The following is a 21,440-nucleotide window of genomic DNA, read 5'->3' as shown; positions in this document are numbered from 1 at the left end:
ACTAGCCTTTCACTCCGGTCAGGGTGACGCCCTCGACGAACGCCTTCTGGGCGAAGAAGAAGAGGACGATCACCGGCGCCATGACCAGCACGGTCGCGGCCATGGTGAGGTTCCAGTTGGTGTGGTGCGCCCCCTTGAAGGACTCCAGTCCATAACTGAGGGTCCAGGCGGCGGGGTTGTCCGAGGCGTAGATCTGGGGGCCGAAGTAGTCGTTCCAGGCGTAGAAGAACTGGAACAGCGCCACAGCGGCGATCCCCGGCTTGGCCATCGGCAGGACGACGCGCAGCAGGGTGCGGAGCTCTCCGCAGCCGTCGACCCTGGCCGCGTCGAGGTACTCGTCGGGGATCGTCAACAGGAACTGGCGGAGCAGGAAGATGGAGAAGGCGTCGCCGAAGGCCATCGGGATGATCAGCGGCCACAGGGTGCCGGACAGGTCGAGCTGCGTGGCCCAGAAGAGGTACATCGGGATGACCACCACCTGCGGCGGCAGCATCATCGCGGCGATCACCAGCAGCAGCGCCAGCCGTCGCCCGCGGAAGCGGAACTTGGCGAGGGCGTAGGCGACGGGCACCGAGGAGATCACGGTCAGCAGTGTGCCCAGTCCCGCGTACAGGAGCGTGTTGCGCCACCAGGTCAGGAAGCCGGGGGTGTGCCACACCTTGGCGTAGTTGCCCCATTCCCAGGTGTCGGGCACCAGGTCGCGGGTCAGCGCCTGCTGGTCGCTCATCAGGGAGGTCAGGAAGAGGAAGACGAACGGGAGGACGAAGAACAGGGCGGCCGCGACACCGAGGGCGTGAACGCCGATCCAGTGGAGGACGGGCTTGTGGTTACGGCGCATGCTCAGTCACCCGTTCCGATCAGCCCGCCACGGCGGCGCATCAGGAGTGCGGTGAAGGCCATGGAGAGGGCGAACAGGACCAGCGCGACGACGCACGCGGCGCCGTAGTCGAAGCGCTGGAAGCCGACGTTGTAGATGACCTGGGGGAGGGTCAGCGTGGACTTGTCGGGGTAGCCCGGCTCGAACTGCTCGCCCGAGCCGCCGATGACACCCGCGGCGACCTTTCCCGCCACCAGGGGCTGCGTGTAGTACTGCATGGCCTGGATGACCCCCGTGACCACCGCGAACAAGATGATCGGCGAGATGTTCGGCAGCGTGATGTGCCGGAACCGCTGCCAGGCGCCGGCCCCGTCCAGCTCGGCGGCCTCGTACTGCTCCTTCGGGACGTCGAGCAGCGCTGCCATGAAGATCACCATCAGGTCGCCGACCCCCCACACCGCGAGGACGGTGAGCGCGGGCTTGGACCAGTCGGCGTCGGTGAACCAGCCGGGGGCGGGCAGGCCGACCGCGTCCAGCAGGGTGTTGACCGGGCCGGTGCCGGGGTTGAGCAGGAAGACGAAGGCCAGCGTCGCGGCCACCGGCGGGGCCAGGTACGGCAGGTAGAACAGGGTCCGGAAGATGCCCGCCCCGGTCTTGATCCGGGTGATGAGCAGGCCGGTGCCGAGCCCGAAGACGACCCGGCAGCCCACCATCACCACGACCAGCCACAGGGTGTTGCGCATGGCCGGCCAGAACAGGGGATAGTCGGTGAAGACGTACGCCCAGTTGTCCAGGCCGTTGAAGACGGGCGGGCGGAAGCCGTCGTACTTCGTGAAGGAGAAGTACGCCGTGGAGACGAGCGGGTAGGCGAAGAAGACGGCGAACCCGATCAGCCAGGGCGACATGAAGGCCGCGGTCCGCAGGGCGGACCGCCGGCGCTTCGCACGCAGCGCGGGCGCGGCGGGGCCGGGCGCAGTGGCGGTCATCGGGGCTACTTCGCCTTCGCGATGTCCGTGTCGATCTGCTGGCCTGCCTTCGCGAGGCCGGCCGGGACGTCGGCGACGTCGCCCTTCTCGACCGCGTACGCGAGGTCCTGGAAGGTCAGCTGGTAGGTGCCGCCGTCGGCCTGGGCCGGGGTGGTGTTCGACTTCGGGTGCCGGGCGATGTCGAGGAAGGTCTTGAACTCCGGGGTGACCTGGAGGTTCGGGGATTCCAGGGCGGCCAGCGTCGAGGGCACGTTGTGGATGGCGTTGGCGAAGGCCACGACCGCCTCGGTGTCGGTGGTCATGTACTTCACCAGCTCCCAGGAGGCGTTCTGCTTCCTGCTGCCCGCGGCGATGCCCATGATCGTGCCGGAGAGGTATCCCTTGCCGTAGTCGGCGACCTGGTCGTCCGGGACCGGCAGCGGCGCCGTCCCGATCTCGAACGTGACCCCGGCCTCCTTGGCCATCGCGGCCCGCCACTCGCCGTCGACCTGCATCGCCACCTTCCCCTTGTGGAAGGGGTGTTCGGCGCTCCACTCGTCGCCGAAGGTGCTGCGGAACTTCTCCAGCTTCTCGTAGCCGCCGAGCTTGGCCACCAGGTCCTTCTGCGCGGTCAGCATGCTCGCGAAGGCCGGATCCTTGGCCAGGTTGGACTTGCCGTCGGCGCCGAAGTACGTCGGGCTCCACTGTGCGGTCAGGCGCACGGGGGCATTCTCGTAGCCGTGGAAGGTCGGCATGACGCCGAGCTGGTCGTACGAGTCCCCGTCGGTCTTGGTCAGTTTCTGCGCGGCCTCGGTGAACTGGCTCCAGGTCTTCGGCGGTTCGGTGATGCCGGCGGCCTTGAACGCGTCCTTGTTGTAGACGAGGCCGTACGCGTCGTTGAGCAGCGGCAGCGTGCACTGGTTGCCGTTGAACTGGGTGTACTCCAGCAGGGTCTTGGGGAAGACCTTCGCCTTGTCGACCCCGGACTTGCGCAGGAACGGGTTCAGGTCGGCGAAGGCGCCGGAGTTGCAGAACTTGCCGACGCTGTCGGTGGTGAAGGAGGAGACCACGTCGGGAGCCTTGTCCCCGCCCGCGCGCAACGCCTGGTTGATCTTGTCGTCGGTCATGTTGCCCGTGACCTTGACCTTGATGTTCGGGTGGGCCTTCTCGAACCGGGCGATGTTCTCCTCGATCGCCTTGACCTCGCTCGGCGCGGACCAGCCGTGCCAGAAGTTGAGCGTGACGTCCTTGGCCGGATCGTCGGCGGCCGCGCTGCCGCTCTGGCCCGTACACGCGGTGGCGAGGACGGATATCGCGGCGACGGCGGCCGCGGCGGTCAGACGGCGGTTTCTGGACATGGCGGTGCTCGCTCTCTGCGGGAGGAACTTCCGGGGGGTGTGCCAGGGGGTGCGGCGTCGCGTCGGGTGGTGCAGGTGCAGGTGCAGGTGCAGGTGCAGGTGCAGGTGCAGGTGCTGGTCGTACGGGCGGAGGGGGCCGGGGCCCGTCAGCGGCGGGAGGTGTCGAAGACTTCGTCGCGGGTGGTGGCGAGGGCGCTCTCCAGCGCGCCGCGCAGTACGGGCCGCTCGCGCACGGTGCCGGACACCAGGCGCGGCCGGGAGGGGGCGAGATCGGCGAGCTCGGCCTCGACGAGCTCACGCAGCACGTCCCCGCCGGCGGCGGTCACCGCGCCGGACAGGACCACGATCTCCGGGTCCAGTACGGCGACCAGCGAGGCCAGACCGGTGGCGAGCGCGGTGGCGTACTGCTGGAGGAGCCGCAGGTTGGCCCCCTCGGGGTGCTCGGCGGCCTGCGCGAGCAGCGCGACCGCCGCGGCGACCAGCGCGGCCCCCGACCCGGCTTCGCGCCCGGCGCCGTGCCCCGATCCCGCTTCGTGCCCCGGCCCCGCTTCGTGCCCGGCCTCGTGCCCCGGCCCGGCTGCGGCGCCGGGCGGCGGCGCGATGCCCAGGGCGGCCGCCATCCCGGGCACCACCTGTGCACCGGCCAGCCCTTGGTAGCCACCGGAGTTGACCCGGGTGACCTGCCGGACCAGGGGATGGCCCGGCACGGGCAGGAACCCGACCTCGCCCGCGCCGCCGGTCCAGCCGCGGTGCAGCCGGCCGCCGAGCACCAGGGCGGCGCCGAGGCCCTCCTCGTTCCACAACAGGACGAAGTCGCCGTGGCCGCGGGCCGCGCCGAGGCGCTGCTCGGCGACCGCGGCCAGGTTCACGTCGTTCTCGTACTCGACCGGCATCGGCAGGGCCGCCGCCAGCTCCTCCAGGAGGGTGGGGGAGTGCCAGCCGGGGAGGTGGTCGGCGTAGCGCAGGGCCCCGGTGCCCGGGTCGAAGGAGCCCGGGGTGGCAATGACGACCCGGTGGATGTCGGAACGCTGGAGGCCGGCGTCCTTGACGGCCTCGCCGAGCGCCCGGGTGACCCGGTCGACGGCCGCGGTGCCCTCGGCGTACGGGAGCTCGTGGCTGCCGGTGACCTCGCCGGTGAGGTCGGCGACGGCCGCGACGATACCGTTCGGGGTGACGTCCAGTCCGGCGACGTGGGCGGCGCGCGGGTTGACCCCGTACAGCTGGGCGCTGGGGCCGGGGCGGCCGCCGGAGGTGCCGGAGGCCACGACGAGTCCGGCGGCTTCGAGGCGGGCCAGCAGCTGGGAGGCGGTGGGCTTGGAGAGCCCGGTGAGCCGGCCGATCCGGGTGCGGGACAGGGGCCCGTGCTCCAGCAGCAGGTCCAGCGCCGCGCGGTCGTTCATGACGCGGAGAAGGCTGGGCGTTCCGGGGGTGGTGCCGGTCATGAGCGTTCTCTCCGTCATCGGGTCATCGGGTCATCGGCGCACGCCGTGGGCAAGAACTGTTAGGTAAGTTTCCTATCGGTGTTCGAGCCGTGTCAATGCCGCTGCCCCCGCAGAAATGAACCTGCGGGGGCAGCGGCGCGACGCGTTGGGAGAGGGAGCGCTACTTGGTGATCCGGGGGCTGCCGCTGGCCGGCGACGGGATCGGGGTGGTGGCCAGGGACTGCGGGGATGCCGGGTTGGCGAGCGCCGACGGCGCGGCCACGGCGGCCGTCGGGTCGGCCGCGGCTTCGTCCTCGTCGCCGTCGACGGCCGGCTGGCCGCCGATGATCCGGATGCCGGCCTCGTCGAAGGCCTCCTTGATCCGCCAGCGCAGCTCGCGCTCCACGGCGAACTGCTGGCCGGGCATCGTCCTCGCCGACACCTTCACCGTCATCGAGGCCAGCAGCACCTCGTCCAGGCCCAGCACCTCCACCGGGCCCCACAGGCGCTCGTCCCACGGGGACTCCTTCGCCATGTTCTCCGCGACGTGCTTGACCACCTCGCGGACCCGGGTCAGGCTCTCCGACGGCTTGATCTGGACGGCCACGCCCGCGGTCGCCCAGCCCTGGCTCAGGTTGCCGATCCGCTTGATCTCGCCGTTGCGGACGTACCAGATCTCACCGTTGTCCCCGCGGAGCTTGGTGACGCGCAGGCCGACCTCGACGACCTCGCCGGAGGCCACCCCCGCGTCGATCTTGTCGCCGACGCCGTACTGGTCCTCAAGGATCATGAACACGCCGGACAGGAAGTCCGTCACCAGGTTGCGCGCACCGAAACCGATCGCCACGCCGGCCACACCGGCGCTCGCGAGCAGCGGGCCCAGGTTGATGCCCAGGGCGCCGAGCACCATCAGCCCGGCCGTGCCGAGGATCAGGAACGAAGCCACCGAACGCAGGACCGAACCGATGGCCTCGGAGCGCTGCCTCCGCCGCTCGGCGTTGACGAGCAGCCCGCCGAGCGCCATGCCCTCGACGGCCTCGGCGCCCCGGTTCATCCTGGTTATCAGCTTGGTCAGCGACTTGCGGACCAGCGAGCGGAACGCGGCCGCGATCACCAGGATCAGCAGGATCTTCAGGCCCAGGTACAGCCATCCGGCCCAGTTCTCCTCGATGAAACTGGCGGCGTTCGTGACGCTCTCGTGGGCCTCCTTCACCGAAGCGGCCGGGTCCGGGGTGTCGGCTGCCAGGGGCAGCAGGGCGGCAGGCCAGGGCACGACGGGAACCTCCAGGTGTAGCGGTCTGCCCTCTGAAAGGGGTGTGCGGGGCAGGCCTTCCACACTAACGGGGCATTCCAGTGACCCTGTTGCCGTGTTCGAGGGAGAGACCAGGCTCACCCGGGGATGAACCCGGTGTGGTTGAAAACACCTCGGACCCGTTACGGGCGCGTGGTGGCGCTTCGACCAGCCCTAAGGAGAGACTGGAGAGCAGATCGTCCCGGCGCGAGCCACGCGCCGCCGGCGTACAAGGAGGCAGTCCGTGCCGCACGTCCTGGTCCTCAATGCGTCGTACGAGCCGCTCGGCGTCGTACCGCTCCGCCGCGCGCTCGTCCTCGTCCTGGAGAACAAAGCCGTCTCCCTGGAAGAATCCGGCGCCTTTCTGCACAGCGCGACGAGAGTCGTCCCCGCGCCCAGCGTGGTCCGGCTCAAGCGCTTCGTGCGGGTCCCCTACCGGGGGCCCGTTCCGCTCACCCGCCGCGCACTCTTCGCCCGGGACGGCGGCCGCTGCATGTACTGCGGCGGGGTCGCGACGAGCGTCGACCACGTGATCCCGCGCAGCCGCGGCGGGCAGCACGTGTGGGACAACGTGGTCGCCGCATGCCGGCGGTGCAACCACGTCAAAGCGGACCGGCACCTGCTGGAGCTGGGCTGGCGACTGCGCCACCAGCCGGCTCCGCCGTCCGGTCTGGCCTGGCGGATCATCGGGACGGGGCACCGGGACCCGCGCTGGATGCCGTACCTCCAGGCCTACGGCGCGGAGGACGCCCTGGACCGCATCGGCGCGGCGGCCTCCTGACCGGCCGGACCGACGGACCTCGCGCCCGCTGACCTCGGCCCCGGACACCCGGGCCCAGGGTCCGCGGGCCCGAGGGCCCGAGGTCTGCGGATCCGGCGCCGGCCACCGCAGTGCCGGCCACCGCAGTGCCGGCCACCGCAGTGCCGGCCACCGCAGTGCCGGCCACCACAGTGCCGGACGGCGGCCACCGACGCCGGTCACCGGACGGCGGCTACGGGACGGCGGCGTAGGCCTCCGCCGAGAAGAGGCTGCAGCCGAACCGGGTGGCGCGCTTCTCGCAGGTGATGCGCACGAAGCGGGCCGGCGCCGAGGCGTCCAGGCGGACCGTCTCCAGGCCTCCGCGCGACGCCGCGACCGCACCCGCCGGCCGCCAGGTCGTGCCGTCCGCAGAGGTCTCCACCCGGTACGCCGACGGGTACGCCTCCTGCCAGTGCAGCACCAGCTTGCCGACCCGGGCCGCGGCCGGGAGCTCCGCCTGCCACCACGCGCCGTCCACCGGCGGGGACGACCAGCGCGTCGTCGCGGAGCCGTCCACCGCCGCCGAGGCCGGGAACGCCGGGGTCTCGTTCCCCGACGACGAGGCCCGCGCCGAGCGGAACAGGTCCGGGCCGCCCGTGCGCGGGACCGCCCGGACGGTCAGCGTCCGGGTCTGCCCCGCGAAGGTGACCGACACCGGGTAGCTGCCCGCCGGGGTGCCCGCCGGGACCGTCACCGACACCGGCACCGTGACCCGAGTGCCCCGCGGAGCCGTCGCTTCCGCCGGAAGCTTCACCTCGACCCCCGGCGGGGCCGTAGCCGCCAGCGGGCCCTTGACGCCGCCCGGGCGAAGCGCCGACAGCTGCGCCGGCACCACCTGCGCGGCCCCGCCGATCTCCACGTCCACGGCCTGCGCCAGCTCGAACCCGACCTCCGGCCCGTCCGCCAGCCACGGCACCACCTGGTGCACCGCCGGAGCCGGCAGTCCCGCCCACGACAGCCGCACCGCGTCCGCGCCCACGCCGCCGACGTCCGCCTGGGTCCAGCCCGACGCCGAGGCGTCCGCGACCTTGCGCCAGCCCTCGCCCGGAACGTGCGCCTCCACCGCCGCGCCCCGGCTTCCCGCCGGGAGCGGGTCCGTCATCACGGTCACCACCGACACCGGCCGCACCGCGTTGAGATGGACCGTGAACGAGTCCGGCTCCCGTGACACCGTGCCCGTCTGGCGGGCCGCTCCCGTCCACGCGTCCGCCTCCGCCACCGCCTGTGCCAGGAAGGGGTCCAGTACGGCCTTGTCGACCCGGGCTGCGCCCGGGTCCGCGAGCGCCTTGCGGGCCGTCGCCAGATCCTGCGAGGCCTTCCACGCTGCCGCCCCGTCCCCGCGGGACTGGGCCCGCAGGAGGTCCACCGCCAGCTCGCCCGCCGTTCCGTACGCCGACAGCCGCGCCAGCCACGGCCCGGCCTCGGCCGACAGCCCCGGCAGTCGCGCGGGCGCCTCCCGCAGGGCCGTGAACGCCGCCCGCAGCCTGTCCCCGGCCGCCTGGTCGCCCGAGCCGCGGGTGCGCCAGAACTCGTCCACCAGCGGGCGCAGGTACGCCGACTCCTGCTGGCCGAGCCCCGAGGAGGCCGTGTTCCCGGCCAGCCCGGCCAGCGAGCGGCGGGCCGCCTGGTCCGGGCCCGCCAGGTCGGAGACCGCGGCCGCCCAGGACTCGCCCGGCCGGTAGCCGTTCGGGTTCCACGCGAAGTCCGCCGCCGTGAACAGCGGGATCCGCGACAGGGCGGCCTGCGGCATCGCATTGGCCAGCAGGGCCGCCGAGCCGCCCGCCACCGCGGCCTCCCGGCCCGTGTACGGGCCCAGGAAGACCCGGCCCGGATCCCAGTCGTTGACCGGGTAGTTGTCCATGGTCACGAGCGGGTGCTGGCCGAAGGCGCTGCGCGCCCCCGCCAGTTCGTTGCCGGTGATGGTCCGCGGCACCACGCCCACGCCCGTCCAGGCGACCTCCACCCGCCCGTCGAGCCGGCTCGCCAGGGCGGTCCGGTACGTGGTCGCGCCCTTCTGGTGGTACTCCGTCGGCATCAGCGACAGCGGCGCCGCGCCCGGGTGCCGGGCGGCGAGGTGCGCCGCCAGTTCGCCGGCGACCTCGGCGTGCGCCTTCGCGGCGGCCGCCGGACCCGTCCCGTACCGCACCCGGTCGGCCCGACAGCCCCATTCGGTGTAACTGACGTCCTGGAACTGCACCTGGAACGCCCGGAAGCCCAGGTCCCACATCGCGTCCATCTTGCGCGCCAGCGCCGCCCGGTCGGCCGCCGAGGCCAGGCACATCGACTGCCCGGGGTTCACCGCCCAGGCCAGCACCACCCGGTTGGCGCGGGCCCGCTCGGCCAGCTCCCGGAACTGCGCCTGCTGCGCCGCCGGATAGTCCTCGCGCCAGTCGGAGGTCCGGTACGGGTCGTCGCCGGGCGCGAGCAGCAGCCGGTTCTGCTTGGTCCTGCCCATGAAGTCGAGTTGCGCGAGCCGCTGGTCCTGCGTCCACGGCTGCCCGTAGAACCCCTCGGTGGTTCCGCGTACGGGTGCGGTCGGCCAGTCCCGCACCACGACCCCGGGCACCTTCCCGGCGCCGGGGCCGCCTGCGGCCAGCACCTGGCGCAGCGTCTGCGCCGCGTGGAACAGGCCGTCCTCGCCCACACCGGCCAGCGCGACCGTGTCCCGGCCCGCGGCCTTGCCCACGGCGAGCCGGTAGCCGCCGCTCGGCAGTTCCGCGGCCGTGGCTCCGGCTCCGGTGCCGAACGCACCCAGCGCCCGCAGGGCCTCCTGCGCCTGGGGTCCCTGGAGCCGTACGACGGTGCCCCGCTCGGGCAGCGGCTCTCCCGGCGCCGGTTCGTGCAGGGCCCGTACGCCCGCCTCGCGCAGCGCGGTGCGGACCAGCCCGACCGCGTACGGATCGGCGTCCGGCGCCGCCACCAGGACGGCCTCGGGGCCCAGCGGGACCTCGCGCGCCGCATCGGCGGTCATCGACTGCGGGCGCGGCCAGACGGCCGGGCCCTCGGAGGCTGCTCGCGGCACGTCGGCGCCCGGGTCGAGGACGGGCCCGCCCGCAGCCCCCGCCGCGGTGGCGGACGCCGGTCCGCCGGCGCGCGCACCGCCGGCTCCGGCCGCAGGTCCGGGGCCGTGGTCCGGTCCGGGGACGGCCGGCGAGCCCGGCAGCTCGAACATGGCGGGCGACATGACGAACACCCCGCCCCCCAGCAGCGTCCCGATGACCGCCACCGCCGCAGCCGTCGTCCGCTTCCTGGCCCTGAGCTGCACGAAGCCTCCTCGCCCCGAGTCGTTCCCCGGTCGTACGAATGACCCCGAGCCCACCACCCGTGCGCCCGGAGTGTCAATGTGGGCGGGTGTTCTGACCTGGATACGCCAGGAATGCACCGCTGCCCACGGGGTATGGCTGCGTTGTTCCCGGCGGTGTTCCATGGCCCTGACCCACCCTCAGCACCCCTTACGGAAGAAGGAGCAACCGCCGTGAACACCGCACCCGGCACCCGAACCGCCCCCGCCGCCCCGCCGCTCGCCCACCTGCCCGCGCAGGCCGGGCCCGCCGAAGGGCCCCTGACCAGCGAGCCCCCGCTCGCCGGTTCCGCACACGCGCCGCTGACCAGCGAGCCCCCGCTCACCGACGAGGCCCCGCTGACGAGCGAACCGACCACGCCCGCCGCGGCCGCCGCCGCAGGCGACTAGACACAAGGACACGGGTATTCACATGGACGACCTCGCCCGGCTCGCGGCCCTGCACGGCGTCGCCACCACCTACCAGCCCGCCGAGGACGTCACGGTCCGGGTCCCGGAGGCCACCGTGGCCGCCGTGCTGCGGGAGCTGGGCGTGGACTGCGACACCCCGCAGGCCGTGCGGGGGCACCTGGCCGACGCCGACCGCGAGGCGGCGCAGCGGCTGTTGCCGCCCGTGCTGGTGTGGTGGGCCGGGTCGCTGCCGCCCTCCGAGCTCACCGCGCTGCCGGCAGGGACGCGGATCCGGCTGGAGGGCGACGAGGCCGGAGGCTGGCTGCCGGGCGAGGACTCCGGCGGGGAGCCCGCCCGGGACCCGGCCCAGGACCCGGACCCCGGCCCGGTTCCGGCCCCGGAACCGGAACCGGGCCGGGTGCCGCCGCTCGGTGTGCACCGGCTCATCGCCGAGGCCCCCGACGGTCGCACCGGGGCCGCCACCTTGATCATCGCCCCGGAGCGGGCCCCCGCCGCGCCCGAGCGGGCCCACGGACTGCTCGTCCAGCTGTACTCCCTGCTCTCCGAACAGTCCTGGGGCATGGGAGACCTCGGTGACCTGGCCGCGCTCGCCAGCTGGGCCGGCCGCACCCACGGCGTCGGCTTCATCCAGGTCAACCCGCTGCACGCGGCCGTGCCGGGGACCCCGACCGACCCCTCCCCGTACCGGCCCTCCTCGCGCCGCTTCCCCGACCCGGTGCACCTGCGGATCGAGGACGTCCCCGAGTACGCCGACTGCCCGGACTCCGACGCCCTCGCCGAACTCGCCGCCCGGGGCGGGGAACTGCGCCGCGAGGTCCTGGAGAAGGGCGCACTGATCGACCGGGACGCCGTCTGGGCCCTCAAGCGCGCCGCCCTGGAGCTGCTGTACGCGGTCCCCCGCACGCAGGAACGGGAGGCCGCCTACCAGGTGTTCCGCGCCGAACAGGGAACGGAGCTGGACCGGCACGCCACGTGGTGCGCCGAGCACGCCGGCGACGACCCGAGAGCCGGGGCCGACTTCCACCGCTGGCTGGTCTGGCTGACGGACACCCAGCTCAGTGCGGCCCAGCTGGCCGCCCGCGAGGCCGGGATGGCGGTCGGCATCGTGCACGACCTGGCCGTCGGGGTGCACCCGAAGGGCTCCGACACCTCCAGCCCGTCCCTCTATGCGACGGCCGTCAGCGTCGGCGCCCCGCCCGACGCGTTCAACGCGCGCGGCCAGGACTGGAGCCTGCCGCCGTGGCGGCCCGACCGGCTCGCCGACGACGGATACGCGCCGTTCCGGGACCTGTTGCGCGGGGTGTTCCGCTACGCCGGGGCCCTGCGGATCGACCACGTCATGGGCCTGTTCCGGCTCTGGTGGATCCCGGAGGGGGCGCCGCCCGCCGAGGGCACGTACGTCTCGTACGACGGCGAGGCGATGCTCGCGGTCCTGGTGCTGGAGGCCCACCGGGCCGGGGCCCTCGTGATCGGCGAGGACCTCGGGACGGTGGAGCCGCGGGTCCGTCGGGCGCTGGCCCGGCGAGGGGTGCTCGGCACCTCCGTGCTGTGGTTCGAACGGGACTGGGCGGGCGACGGACAGCCGCTCGCACCCGAGGCGTGGCGGGCCGGCTGCCTGGCCACCGCCACCACCCACGACCTGCCGCCCACCGCCGCCAAACTGGCCGGCGCCCACGTGGAACTGCGCGACCGGCTCGGCCTTCTGACCCGCCCCGTGGAGCAGGAGCAGACCGAGGACGCCGCGGACACCGCGCAGTGGCTGGACGTACTGGAGCGGCTCGGTCTGGACACCAAGGGCGAGGAGGCCGCCGTACGGGCCCTGTACGGCTTCCTGCTGCGCACCCCCGCCAGCCTGGTCGGCGTATGGCTGCCCGACGCGGTGGGGGACCGGCGTCCGCAGAACCTGCCGGGGACCTGGGACCAGTACCCCAATTGGCGGCTGCCGGTGGCCGACCCGGCGGGGCGGCCGCTGACCCTGGAGGCGCTAGCCGCCTCCCCCCGGGCGAACGCCCTGCTGGGAGCGGTGCGGGAGGGGGTGAGTGCCCGTACGGCACCCCCGGGCGCGCGCCGCGTTTAGGTGTTCGCTACGTTTGCACCGTGGACAAGAAGAACGCTCTGCGCGCCGGCGCCGTCACGGCCGGATCGACGCTGATGATGCTGCTGATGACGTCTCCGGCCCTCGCGGTGACCCGCGACGACGGCGACGACCCGGGCCCGGGCCTGAGCATCGCCCAGACCCTCGGCCTGTACGTTTTCACGCCGATCGCGCTGTTCCTGATCATCGCGGGCCTCGTGATCGTCACCGACAAGACGCGCAAGCAGCAGCCCACCGGCTGAACGGGCTGACCCCGCGGGGCAGCACACAACAGACTTCCGGGGCGCCGGGGGTCCGCACGCCGATGCCTTCCGGCTCCGGTGCGGACCTCCGGCGCTCCGTTGTGCGTTTCCGTCGCCCGTCAGGGGCCCGCGGAGCGCCCCGGGGTCCGTCCTAGACCCCAGCCAGCAGCTTGCGCAGCAGGCCGGTCAGAGCGGCGACCTCCTCGTCGTCGAGCCCGGTGAGCGCGGCGCGCTGCACCTCCAGCCCGGCGGCGACGGCCTCGTCGATGAGTGCGAGCCCCCGGTCGGTGATCGTCACCTGTAGCCCGCGGCGGTCGTGCGGATCGGGCCTGCGGGAGAGCAACCCGGCCTTCTCCAGCTTGTCCAGGCGCCCGGTCATGCCGCCCGTCGTGAGCATGAGCGTGGCCGACAGCTGGCGCGGTGAGAGCGTGTACGGGGCGCCGGAGCGCCGCAATGTGGCGACGACGTCGAACTCGCCGCGCGAGATCCCGTAGCGGGCGTAGGCCCGATCCATCGCGTCCCCCATGCTCCGGGCGATCCGGTAGATGCGGCCGAAGACCGCCATGGGGGCGGTTTCCAGATCCGGTCGCACTGCGTGCCACTGGTCGATGATCGCGTCGACGGCGTCCTTGTTGGCCTCGGTCATGAGCGCAGTATCGAGTGTTCCTCCAGTAGATCGCAAGAAAGTTGCTTGACGGAAAGTAGCTTAGGGGTAAGCTACTTTCTATCAATCTACTTGGGGGGAACGATGGCCACGGCCAAGGAATCAAGGGTGGCGGGGGAACGGTCCCTGCTCGTCGGTGCCGGGGTCAGCGCGGTCGGGACCGGCATGTACGTCCCGTTCTCGCTCGTCTTCTTCCACCACGTCACCGGCCTCTCCTTCGCCCTCGTCGGCCTGGTCCTGACCGTCACCGGCCTCGCCGGACTGGCGTTCCTGCCGCTGGCCGGCTCCGCCGTCGACCGGTTCGGCGCCAAGCGGATCGTCCTCGCCCTCTACGCGGTCCGGGCGCTCGGCTTCGCGCTCTACCCCTTCGCCGGCTCACTGCCCGCCTTCGCCGCCGTCGCCCTCGTCACCGCCCTGGCCGACCGGTCCTTCCCCGTCGTCCAGCAGTCCCTGATCGGCGAGGTGGCGCGCGGCGCCGACCGGGACCGGCTCCAGGCCTCCCTGCGCGCCCTGCAGAACGCCGGGATGGGCGCCGGAGCCCTGATCGTCTCCGGAGTGCTGGCGCTGTGGGGGACCGCCGCCTTCACGTACACCGTCTGGGGCAACGCGCTGGCCTTCGCGCTCGCCGGACTGCTCGTCCGCCGGGTCCGCCCGGTGCGCGACGCCCTGACGGCCTCCGCCAAGCGGCCGGCCGCCGGCTACCGGATGGTCCTGCGCGACCGCCCCTTCCTCGCCCTGACCGCCGCCAACTTCCTGACCGCACTGGGCTACGCGGCCCTGTCCGTACTCTTCCCGCTCTACATCGCCACCTGGCTGCACGGGCCCGACTCCCTCACCGGAGCCGCCTTCACCCTCAACACCGCCCTGTGCGCCGGGATCGGAGTGCTCGTCGCGGGCCGGGTCCGCCGCTCCGGAGCCCGCCGCACCCGCTCGGCCGCGCTCGGCGCACTGCTCTTCGCCGCCGCCTTCGTCGGCCAGATCGTGCTCGGCACCCTGCGCCCCGGGCAGACCGCCACCCTGATCGCCCTGCTGGTCATCGTCGTCGTCTACACCCTCGGCGAGCTGGTGCACAGCCCGTCCGGCGGGGCCCTGTCGGTCTCCGCCGCCCCGGAAGCCGTGCGCGGCCGCTACCTGGCCACCTACCAGGTGTCCTACTCGCTGGCCACCGCCCTGGCCCCCTCCCTCTTCACCGCCCTGCTCGCCGTCGACGGCCGCCTGCCCTGGGCCGTCCTCGCCGTCGCCGCGGCCGGCGCCGCCCTGGCGCTGGTCCGGCTGGAGCGCCGGCTGCCCGTCGAGGCCGTGTACCCGCAGCCGTCGGTCGTGACGGCCGCCTCGGCGCCGCGGACCCCGGCCCCGGTGTCGGACCCGGTGTCGGTCCCGGCCCCGGTGTCGGCCCCGGCGGTCTGAGCCGCCCGGCCGGACCGGCCCTGGTTCCCGCCCTCCCCTTCCGTCCCGCGTTCCTCACCCGCCCGAGGAGTCACCCGCCATGAAGCGCTTCGCCACCGTCGCCCTGACCGCCCTCGCCCCGATCTCCTGGGGCTCGACCTACGCCGTGGCCACCGAACTGCTCCCGCCCGACCGGCCCCTGTTCACCGGGGTGATGCGGGCCCTGCCCGCCGGACTGCTGCTCACGGCCCTGGCCCGCAGACTCCCGACCGGCGCCTGGTGGTGGAAGTCCGCCGTCCTCGGCACGCTCAACATCGGCGCCTTCTTCCCCCTGCTGTTCCTGTCCGCGTACCGGCTGCCCGGCGGCGTGGCGGCCGTCCTCGGCTCCGCGGGCCCGCTGTTCGTCGTCGGACTCGCCGCCCTCGTCCTGGGGGAGCGGGCCCGGCTGCGGACCGTACTCGCCGCCGTCGTGGGGGCGTTCGGCGTGAGCATGGTCGTCCTGACCTCCGCGGCCCGGCTGGACCTCGTCGGGATCGTCGCCGGTGTCGTCTCCTCCGCCTCCATGGCCGCCGGCACGGTCATGACCAAGCGCTGGGGGCGTCCCGAGGCGGTCGGCCCGCTGGCCGTCACCGGCTGGCAGCTCACCGCGGGCGGGCTGGTCATCATCCCCGTCGCGGCCCTGATCGAGGGAGCGCCGCCCGCGCTCGACGGCAAGGCCTTCCTCGGCTACGGCTACATGATGCTGATCAACACCGGCATCGCGTACTGGCTCTGGTTCCGCGGCATCGGCAGCCTCACCGCCACCTCGGTCACCCTGCTCGGCCCGCTCTCCCCGCTCACCGCCGCCGTCATCGGTTGGGCGGCCCTCGGGCAGGCCCTGTCGCCCGTACAGCTGATGGGCATGGCGATCGCCTTCGGGGCCACCGTCGCCGGCCAGCTGTTCGCCGCCCGGACCCCCGCCCCCGCAGAACCGTTCAGTTCTACTGAAGAGAATGATCGAAATGTTTCGATGGACCTGACGGGTGACGAAGTGCGACGGTAGACCCACTTCAGACCGACACCCGAGGGGGAGAACACACCGTGGCCGTCATGGACAGGGTCCGTACCGTTACGCAGCACCAGCCCGGCAGCCAGGCCGCGAAGGGGTCCGCCGGACTCGGCGTCCTGCTCGCCCTGGTGGCCACGGTCGTCTGGTCCGGCAGCTTCGTCGCCACCCGGGGAATGGCCGACACCGTCCCGCCCGTCCAGGCCGTGTTCTGGCGCTGGATCATCGCCACCCTCGCCGTCGCCCCCTTCGCGGCCCGCCAGGCCTGGCAGCAGCGGGCGCTGATCCGCAAGCACTTCGGCTTCGTCGCCCTCGCCTCGCTGTTCGGTGTCGCCCTGTACAACACGCTCGTGCACCAGGCCGGACTGACCACCTCCGCCTCCAACATGGGCATGATCATGGCCGCGTCGCCTGTGATCATGGCGCTCTACGCCCGGCTCGGCGGCGAACGGCTCGGCGCCCGGCGCACCTTCGGACTGCTCCTCGCCGCGTTCGGGGTCCTGCTGCTCGTCGGGGACGGCTCGCTCGGCTTCGACTTCGGGGCCGGCGACCTGTGGATGTTCGCCGCCGCCCTGTCGTTCGCCACGTACAGCGCGCTCCTCAAGCGCAAGCCCGCCGAGCTCGGCGGACTGGCCTTCCTGATCACCACCTTCGTGCTCGGCGCGCTGATGCTCGCCCCCGCCTACGCCGTGTCCGTCACCGTCCAGGGCGGGTTCGAGGTCACCGCGGGCACCGCCGGCATGCTGCTGTACGTCGGCGTCATGTCCTCCGCGGTCGCCTTCTTCGCCTGGAACAAGGCCGTCTCGCTGATCGGCGCTGCCCGGTCGGGAGTCGTCTACTACCTTCAGCCGGTGTGCGTCGCCGGCCTCGGCCTCCTGCTGCTGGGCGAGCGGACGGGCCCGGCGCAGCTGCTGTGCATGGCGCTGATCCTGGGCGGCGTGAGCCTGGGGGCCCGGCGGTAGGTTCGGTCCCATGACCGAGTGGGACATCAAGAAGCTGCGGATCCTGCGGACCCTGGCCGACCGGGGGACCGTGACCGCGACGGCCGAGGCGCTGCACATGACGCCCTCGGCCGTTTCGCAGCAGCTGACCAATCTCGCACGGCAGTTGGGGGTGCCGCTGCTGGAGGCGCAGGGGCGCCGGGTCCGGCTCACGGATGCCGCACACCTCGTACTGCGGCACGCCGAGGCGGTGTTCGCGCAGCTGGAGCGGGCGGACGCCGAACTGGCCGGGTACCTGGTCGGGGACGCGGGGGAGGTCCGGATCGGGGCGTTCTCCACGGCCGTGCCGGTGCTGGTGGTCCCGGCGGTGGCGGCGCTGCGGCGCAGCCACCCGGGGGTGGAGGTACGGGTACGGGAGACCGAGGCGGCGGAGTCGTACGAACTGCTGTCGGCCGGCGCGGTCGACCTCGCCCTCTCGCTGGCGGCGCACGCCCCGACCGCCCGGGACCCGCGGTTCACCCGCATGGTGCTGCTGGAGGACCCCCTCGACGTGGCCCTGCCGCCGGGGCATCCGCTGGCGGGCGCGGCCGAGCTGCGGCTGGCGGACCTGTCGGGGGACCCGTGGATCTACGGGGGCAGCGGGCCGTGGCAGGAGATCGCGCGGACGGCGTGCGAGGCCGCGGGGTTCGTGCCGGAACAGGCGCACGCGGCGGCCGGGTGGACCGCGATCCTCGCGATGGTCGAGGCGGGGATGGGCGTGGCGCTGGTGCCGCGCATGGTGTCGAGCCGGGCCTCGGGGGTGACGGTGCGGGTCCTGACCCGCGACCGCCCCACGCGGCACGTCATCGCGGCCACCCGCCGGGGATCGGAATCGGCGCCGGCGGTGGCCCACGCCCTGGCGGCCCTCCGCCAGGCCGCTGCCGCTCGCTGACCGGGCCCTGAGGCCCCGCTGCGCGGCGCCGTCGTCCTCTCCGAGACCGACTCCGAACCCGCCCGGCCGCACCAGACACAAAGCCCGGGCCGGCCTCCGGGTTCACCGGCTTGGTCGGATTCCCCGGGCTTCGTCGGGCTTCGCCGGGCACCCCGGGTTCCGCTGGGCACCCCGGGTTCCGCTGGGCCCCGGGCCCCGGGCTTCGTCGGGCTCCGGGCTTCGCCGGGCCCCTGGATCGGCTGCCGAGTACCCCAGGCTTCCCCGGGCTTCGCCGGGCACCCCGGGTTCTGCCGGGCTCCGGGCTCCGTCGGGCTCCGGGTTTCCGTCGGGCCCCGGGCAAAGCCGGGTACCCGGCTTTGCCCCGACCCGCGTCGGCGCCGGACGTGTGCGGTGCCCCGGCGCCGCCGGAAGGGTCCGGTGGGCCGGGGCAGCCGGGCGGGGCGTCAGGCGGAGGCTGCCGCCGCGTCCGCGGCCTGGGCCTTCAGGGCGCGCTCCACGCCCGACCGGGACTCCGAAACCAGCCGGCGCAGGGCCGCGTTCGGCTCGGCCGAGGCCAGCCAGGCGTCCGTCGCCGCGAGGGTCTCCGGGGAGACCTGGAGCGACGGGTAGAGGCCCACCGCGATCTGCTGGGCGATCTCGTGGCTGCGGTCGTCCCAGATCCCCTTGACCACCGCGAAGTACTTCTCGGTGTAGGGGGCCAGCAGCTCGCGCTGGTCGGTCTGGACGAAGCCGCCGATCACCGCTTCCTGCACGGCGTTGGGCAGGTCCGCGGACTCCACCACCGAGGCCCACGCCTCGGCCTTGGCCTCCGCCGTCGGACGCGCGGCCCGCGCCGTGGCCGCGTGGCGCTCGCCCGCCGCCGTCCGGTCGCGCTCCAGCTCCGCCGCGATGGCCGTCTCGGCCAGGACACCGGTGGCGACGAGGCGCTCCAGGAACGCCCACCGCAGCTCGGTGTCCACGACCAGGCCCTCGATCTCGGCCGCCCCGTCCAGCAGCGCGGCCAGGTAGGTCAGCTGTCCCTCGGTGCGGGCGGTGGCCGCGAAGGCGCGGGCCCACGCCAGCTGGTGGTCGCTGCCCGGCTCGGCGCCGCGCAGGTGCTGCAGCGTGGCCTCGGTCCAGGCCGCCAGGCCCTGCTCCCGCCACGCCGGGTCGGCGTACAGGTCGACGGCCAGCTTCACCTGCCGGTGCAGCGACTGGACGACGCCGATGTCCGACTCCTTGCCGATGCCGGCCAGGACGAGGGCGAGGTAGTCGCGCGTGGCCAGTTCGCCGTCGCGGGTCATGTCCCACGCCGAGGCCCAGCACAGTGCGCGCGGCAGGGATTCCGTGAAGTCGCCGAGGTGCGCGGTGACGTTGGCGAGGGAGACCTCGTCCAGGCGGACCTTGGCGTACGACAGGTCGTCGTCGTTCAGCAGCACGACGGCCGGCCGGGGGCGGCCGACCAGCTCCGGCACCGCGGTCAGGTCGCCGTCGATGTCCAGCTCGATCCGGTCCGTACGGACGAGCTTGTCGCCGTCCAGGTCGTACAGGCCGATCGCGATCCGGTGCGGGCGCAGCGTGGGCTCGCCCTTGGCTCCGGCGGGCAGTGCCGGGGCCTCCTGGCGGACCGCGAACGCGGTGATGTTCCCGTCCGCGTCCGTCTCGATGGCGGGGCGCAGGATGTTGATGCCGGCCGTCTCCAGCCACGCCTTCGACCACGCGGTCAGGTCGCGGCCCGAGGTCTCCTCCAGGGCGCCCAGCAGGTCCGACAGGCGCGTGTTGCCGAACGCGTGCGCCTTGAAGTACGCCTGCACGCCCTTGAAGAAGGCTTCCATGCCGACGTAGGCCACGAGCTGCTTGAGCACCGAGGCGCCCTTGGCGTACGTGATGCCGTCGAAGTTGACCAGGACGTCGTCCAGGTCACGGATGTCGGCCATGATCGGGTGCGTGGACGGCAGCTGGTCCTGCCGGTACGCCCAGGTCTTCATGGAGTTGGCGAAGCTGGTCCACGCGTGCGGCCACTTCGAGCCCTCCGCGTAGGCCTGGCAGGCGATCGAGGTGTAGGTGGCGAACGACTCGTTCAGCCACAGGTCGTTCCACCACTCCATGGTGACCAGGTCGCCGAACCACATGTGCGCCAGCTCGTGGAGGATCGTCTCCGCGCGCACCTCGTACGACGCGTCCGTCACCTTGGAGCGGAAGACGTACTGGTCGCGGATGGTGACCGCGCCCGCGTTCTCCATCGCACCCGCGTTGAACTCGGGGACGAAGAGCTGGTCGTACTTGGCGAACGGGTAGTCGTACGCGAACTTCTCCTGGAACCAGTCGAAGCCCTGGCGCGTGACGTCGAAGATCGCGTCGGAGTCCAGGAACTCGGCGAGCGACGGCCGGCAGTAGATGCCGAGCGGCACCGACTGGCCGTTCGGGCCCTCGTACGAGCTGTGCACCGCGTGGTACGGGCCGACGATCAGCGCCGTGATGTACGTGGAGATGCGCGGCGTCGGCTCGAAGCGCCAGACGTTGTCCTTGACGTCCGCGGCCTCCGGCGTCGGGGAGTTCGAGATGACCGTCCAGCCCTCGGGGGCCGTCACGGTGAACTGGAACGTTGCCTTCAGGTCGGGCTGCTCGAAGCTGGCGAACACGCGCCGCGCGTCCGGCACCTCGAACTGGGTGTACAGGTAGGCCTGCTGGTCGACCGGGTCGACGAAGCGGTGCAGGCCCTCGCCCGTGTTGGTGTAGGCGCAGTCCGCGACGACGCGGAGCTCGTTGGCGCCGGCCGCCAGGTCCTTCAGCGCGATGCGCGAGTCCTTGAAGGCCTCGGCCACGTCCAGCGCCGTGCCGTTCAGGACGACCTCGTGCACGGCGGGCGCGACCAGGTCGATGAAGGTCTCGGCGTCGGCCTCGGCGGACCGGAACCGCACGGTGGTCACGGAGGGGTACGTGCCGCCCTCCTGCGCACCGCTGAGATCGAGTTCGACCTCGTACGAGTCGACGGTGAGCAGCTTCGCCCGCTGCTGAGCCTCTTCACGGGTGAGATTCGTGCCAGGCACGCGGTCATCTCCTTTGATGGTGACGTTGCCCGGCCATCCTTCCACGCGGGGCCGACCAGGTGGGCGGAGTAATCCACGGGCGAAACGCGACGTCCGATTTCCGCCAGCTTCAGCCGGTCCGGGCGCGCACGCTGGTCGGCATGACCACGCACCCGGCGCCCCGACCGGCGCTCCACGCAGTACGCCCCGTCGCCCCCGACACCCTCGCCGCCCTGCGGATCCGCGACGACGCGGGCCGGCCCTGCCTGCCCTACGAGGACCCCGAGGGCGGCGCCCCGCTGCGCTGCTGCCTGCGCCGCAGCCGCCCCGGGGAGCGGATCGCACTCGTCTCCTACGCGCCGCTGCGCCGCTGGGCGGCCGAGACCGGCGCCGACCCGGGCGCCTACGACGAGCAGGGCCCGGTGTTCGTCCACGCCGCCGACTGCGGCGGCCCGGCCCGGACCCACGGCCACCCCTTCGCCCAGCCCGGGGCCCTGCGCACGCTGCGCCGCTACGACGGAGGGGGGCGCATCCTCGGAGGCCGCGCGCTCTCCCTCGGCGAGGAGCCGGACGCTTCGCTGGAGGAGGCCCTGACGGAGGCCTTCGCCGACCCGAACGTCGCTCTGGTGCACGTCCGCGCCACCGAGTTCGGCTGTTTCCTGTTCGAGGTCCGCAGGCCGTACTGACCGGCGCGGCCCCGGTGCGGCCCCGGCGCGAACACGGCGCGACCACGGCGAAGGGGCGGCACCCGTGGGTGCCGCCCCT

The 21,440-nt window shown here is 73.2% G+C and carries 17 protein-coding genes; 9 read left to right on the top strand and 8 right to left on the bottom strand.

The annotated features are described in order from the left end of the window. Position 1 precedes the first annotated feature (1 nt). The 5 genes from OHA65_RS14075 to OHA65_RS14055 form a co-directional block, all read right to left on the bottom strand. Positions 2–838 (bottom strand): carbohydrate ABC transporter permease, encoded by an 837-nt coding sequence (locus OHA65_RS14075; RefSeq protein WP_327283471.1) that lies wholly within the window; start codon positions 836–838, stop codon positions 2–4. A 2-nt stretch (positions 839–840) separates the two neighbouring features. Beyond that, a complete protein-coding gene (locus OHA65_RS14070) occupies positions 841–1,803 on the bottom strand; it encodes a sugar ABC transporter permease (protein WP_327283470.1) in 963 nt (320 codons plus the stop codon). A gap of 5 nt (positions 1,804–1,808) precedes the next feature. Continuing rightward, positions 1,809–3,140 (bottom strand): ABC transporter substrate-binding protein, encoded by a 1,332-nt coding sequence (locus tag OHA65_RS14065; RefSeq protein ID WP_327283469.1) that lies wholly within the window; start codon positions 3,138–3,140, stop codon positions 1,809–1,811. A gap of 146 nt (positions 3,141–3,286) precedes the next feature. Further along, entirely contained in the window at positions 3,287–4,582 is a 1,296-nt protein-coding gene (locus OHA65_RS14060; protein WP_328762774.1) for an ROK family transcriptional regulator, read from the bottom strand. A 160-nt stretch (positions 4,583–4,742) separates the two neighbouring features. Then, positions 4,743–5,834: a mechanosensitive ion channel family protein gene (locus tag OHA65_RS14055; protein WP_327283467.1), complete on the bottom strand. Its 1,092-nt coding sequence runs from the start codon at positions 5,832–5,834 to the stop codon at positions 4,743–4,745. A 262-nt stretch (positions 5,835–6,096) separates the two neighbouring features. Here OHA65_RS14055 and OHA65_RS14050 point away from each other — a divergent pair, with 262 nt between their 5' ends. Then, the gene (locus tag OHA65_RS14050; protein WP_327283466.1) at positions 6,097–6,633 is read left to right on the top strand and encodes an HNH endonuclease; all 537 of its coding nucleotides are present in this window, start codon (positions 6,097–6,099) and stop codon (positions 6,631–6,633) included. A 211-nt stretch (positions 6,634–6,844) separates the two neighbouring features. On the opposite strand, the gene OHA65_RS14045 is transcribed toward OHA65_RS14050, so the two are convergent. Beyond that, entirely contained in the window at positions 6,845–9,916 is a 3,072-nt protein-coding gene (locus OHA65_RS14045) for a beta-N-acetylglucosaminidase domain-containing protein (protein WP_405761944.1), read from the bottom strand. 132 nt (positions 9,917–10,048) lie between these two features. Here OHA65_RS14045 and OHA65_RS14040 point away from each other — a divergent pair, with 132 nt between their 5' ends. The 3 genes from OHA65_RS14040 to OHA65_RS14030 are packed head-to-tail and all read left to right on the top strand — an operon-like array spanning position 10,049 to position 12,700. Continuing rightward, positions 10,049–10,342: a hypothetical protein gene (locus OHA65_RS14040; RefSeq protein ID WP_327283464.1), complete on the top strand. Its 294-nt coding sequence runs from the start codon at positions 10,049–10,051 to the stop codon at positions 10,340–10,342. A 22-nt stretch (positions 10,343–10,364) separates the two neighbouring features. Beyond that, the gene (locus tag OHA65_RS14035) at positions 10,365–12,440 is read left to right on the top strand and encodes a 4-alpha-glucanotransferase (RefSeq protein WP_405761942.1); all 2,076 of its coding nucleotides are present in this window, start codon (positions 10,365–10,367) and stop codon (positions 12,438–12,440) included. A 20-nt stretch (positions 12,441–12,460) separates the two neighbouring features. Beyond that, positions 12,461–12,700 (top strand): hypothetical protein, encoded by a 240-nt coding sequence (locus OHA65_RS14030; RefSeq protein WP_327283462.1) that lies wholly within the window; start codon positions 12,461–12,463, stop codon positions 12,698–12,700. A gap of 151 nt (positions 12,701–12,851) precedes the next feature. Here the strand turns inward: OHA65_RS14030 and OHA65_RS14025 are convergent, their stop codons facing one another. Then, a complete protein-coding gene (locus tag OHA65_RS14025) occupies positions 12,852–13,346 on the bottom strand; it encodes a MarR family transcriptional regulator (RefSeq protein ID WP_327283461.1) in 495 nt (164 codons plus the stop codon). 126 nt (positions 13,347–13,472) lie between these two features. Between OHA65_RS14025 and OHA65_RS14020 the strand changes: the two genes are divergently transcribed. The 4 genes from OHA65_RS14020 to OHA65_RS14005 all read left to right on the top strand — a co-directional run bounded on the left by OHA65_RS14020 (position 13,473) and on the right by OHA65_RS14005 (position 17,667). Continuing rightward, entirely contained in the window at positions 13,473–14,771 is a 1,299-nt protein-coding gene (locus OHA65_RS14020; protein WP_327283460.1) for an MFS transporter, read from the top strand. A gap of 79 nt (positions 14,772–14,850) precedes the next feature. Next, positions 14,851–15,792, top strand: coding sequence for an EamA family transporter (locus OHA65_RS14015; RefSeq protein WP_327283459.1), 942 nt, complete (start codon positions 14,851–14,853; stop codon positions 15,790–15,792). 38 nt (positions 15,793–15,830) lie between these two features. Beyond that, positions 15,831–16,757, top strand: a complete 927-nt coding sequence (locus tag OHA65_RS14010) for a DMT family transporter (protein WP_371643562.1) — start codon at positions 15,831–15,833, stop codon at positions 16,755–16,757. Between the two features lie 10 nt (positions 16,758–16,767). Beyond that, on the top strand, positions 16,768–17,667 hold the full coding sequence (locus OHA65_RS14005; protein ID WP_327283457.1) for a LysR family transcriptional regulator: 900 nt from the start codon (positions 16,768–16,770) through the stop codon (positions 17,665–17,667). Between the two features lie 443 nt (positions 17,668–18,110). Here the strand turns inward: OHA65_RS14005 and pepN are convergent, their stop codons facing one another. After that, positions 18,111–20,696 (bottom strand): aminopeptidase N, encoded by a 2,586-nt coding sequence (gene pepN / locus OHA65_RS14000; protein WP_371643559.1) that lies wholly within the window; start codon positions 20,694–20,696, stop codon positions 18,111–18,113. A gap of 140 nt (positions 20,697–20,836) precedes the next feature. Between pepN and OHA65_RS13995 the strand changes: the two genes are divergently transcribed. After that, positions 20,837–21,361 (top strand): DUF1203 domain-containing protein, encoded by a 525-nt coding sequence (locus OHA65_RS13995; RefSeq protein WP_405756101.1) that lies wholly within the window; start codon positions 20,837–20,839, stop codon positions 21,359–21,361. The last annotated feature ends 79 nt before the right edge of the window (positions 21,362–21,440 follow it).

The organism is Streptomyces sp. NBC_00045 (assembly GCF_045041095.1).
Classification (GTDB): Bacteria; Actinomycetota; Actinomycetes; order Streptomycetales; family Streptomycetaceae; genus Streptomyces.
The sequence above is the reverse complement of the archived record's forward strand: the minus strand, read 5'-3'. Positions and strand labels throughout refer to the sequence as shown.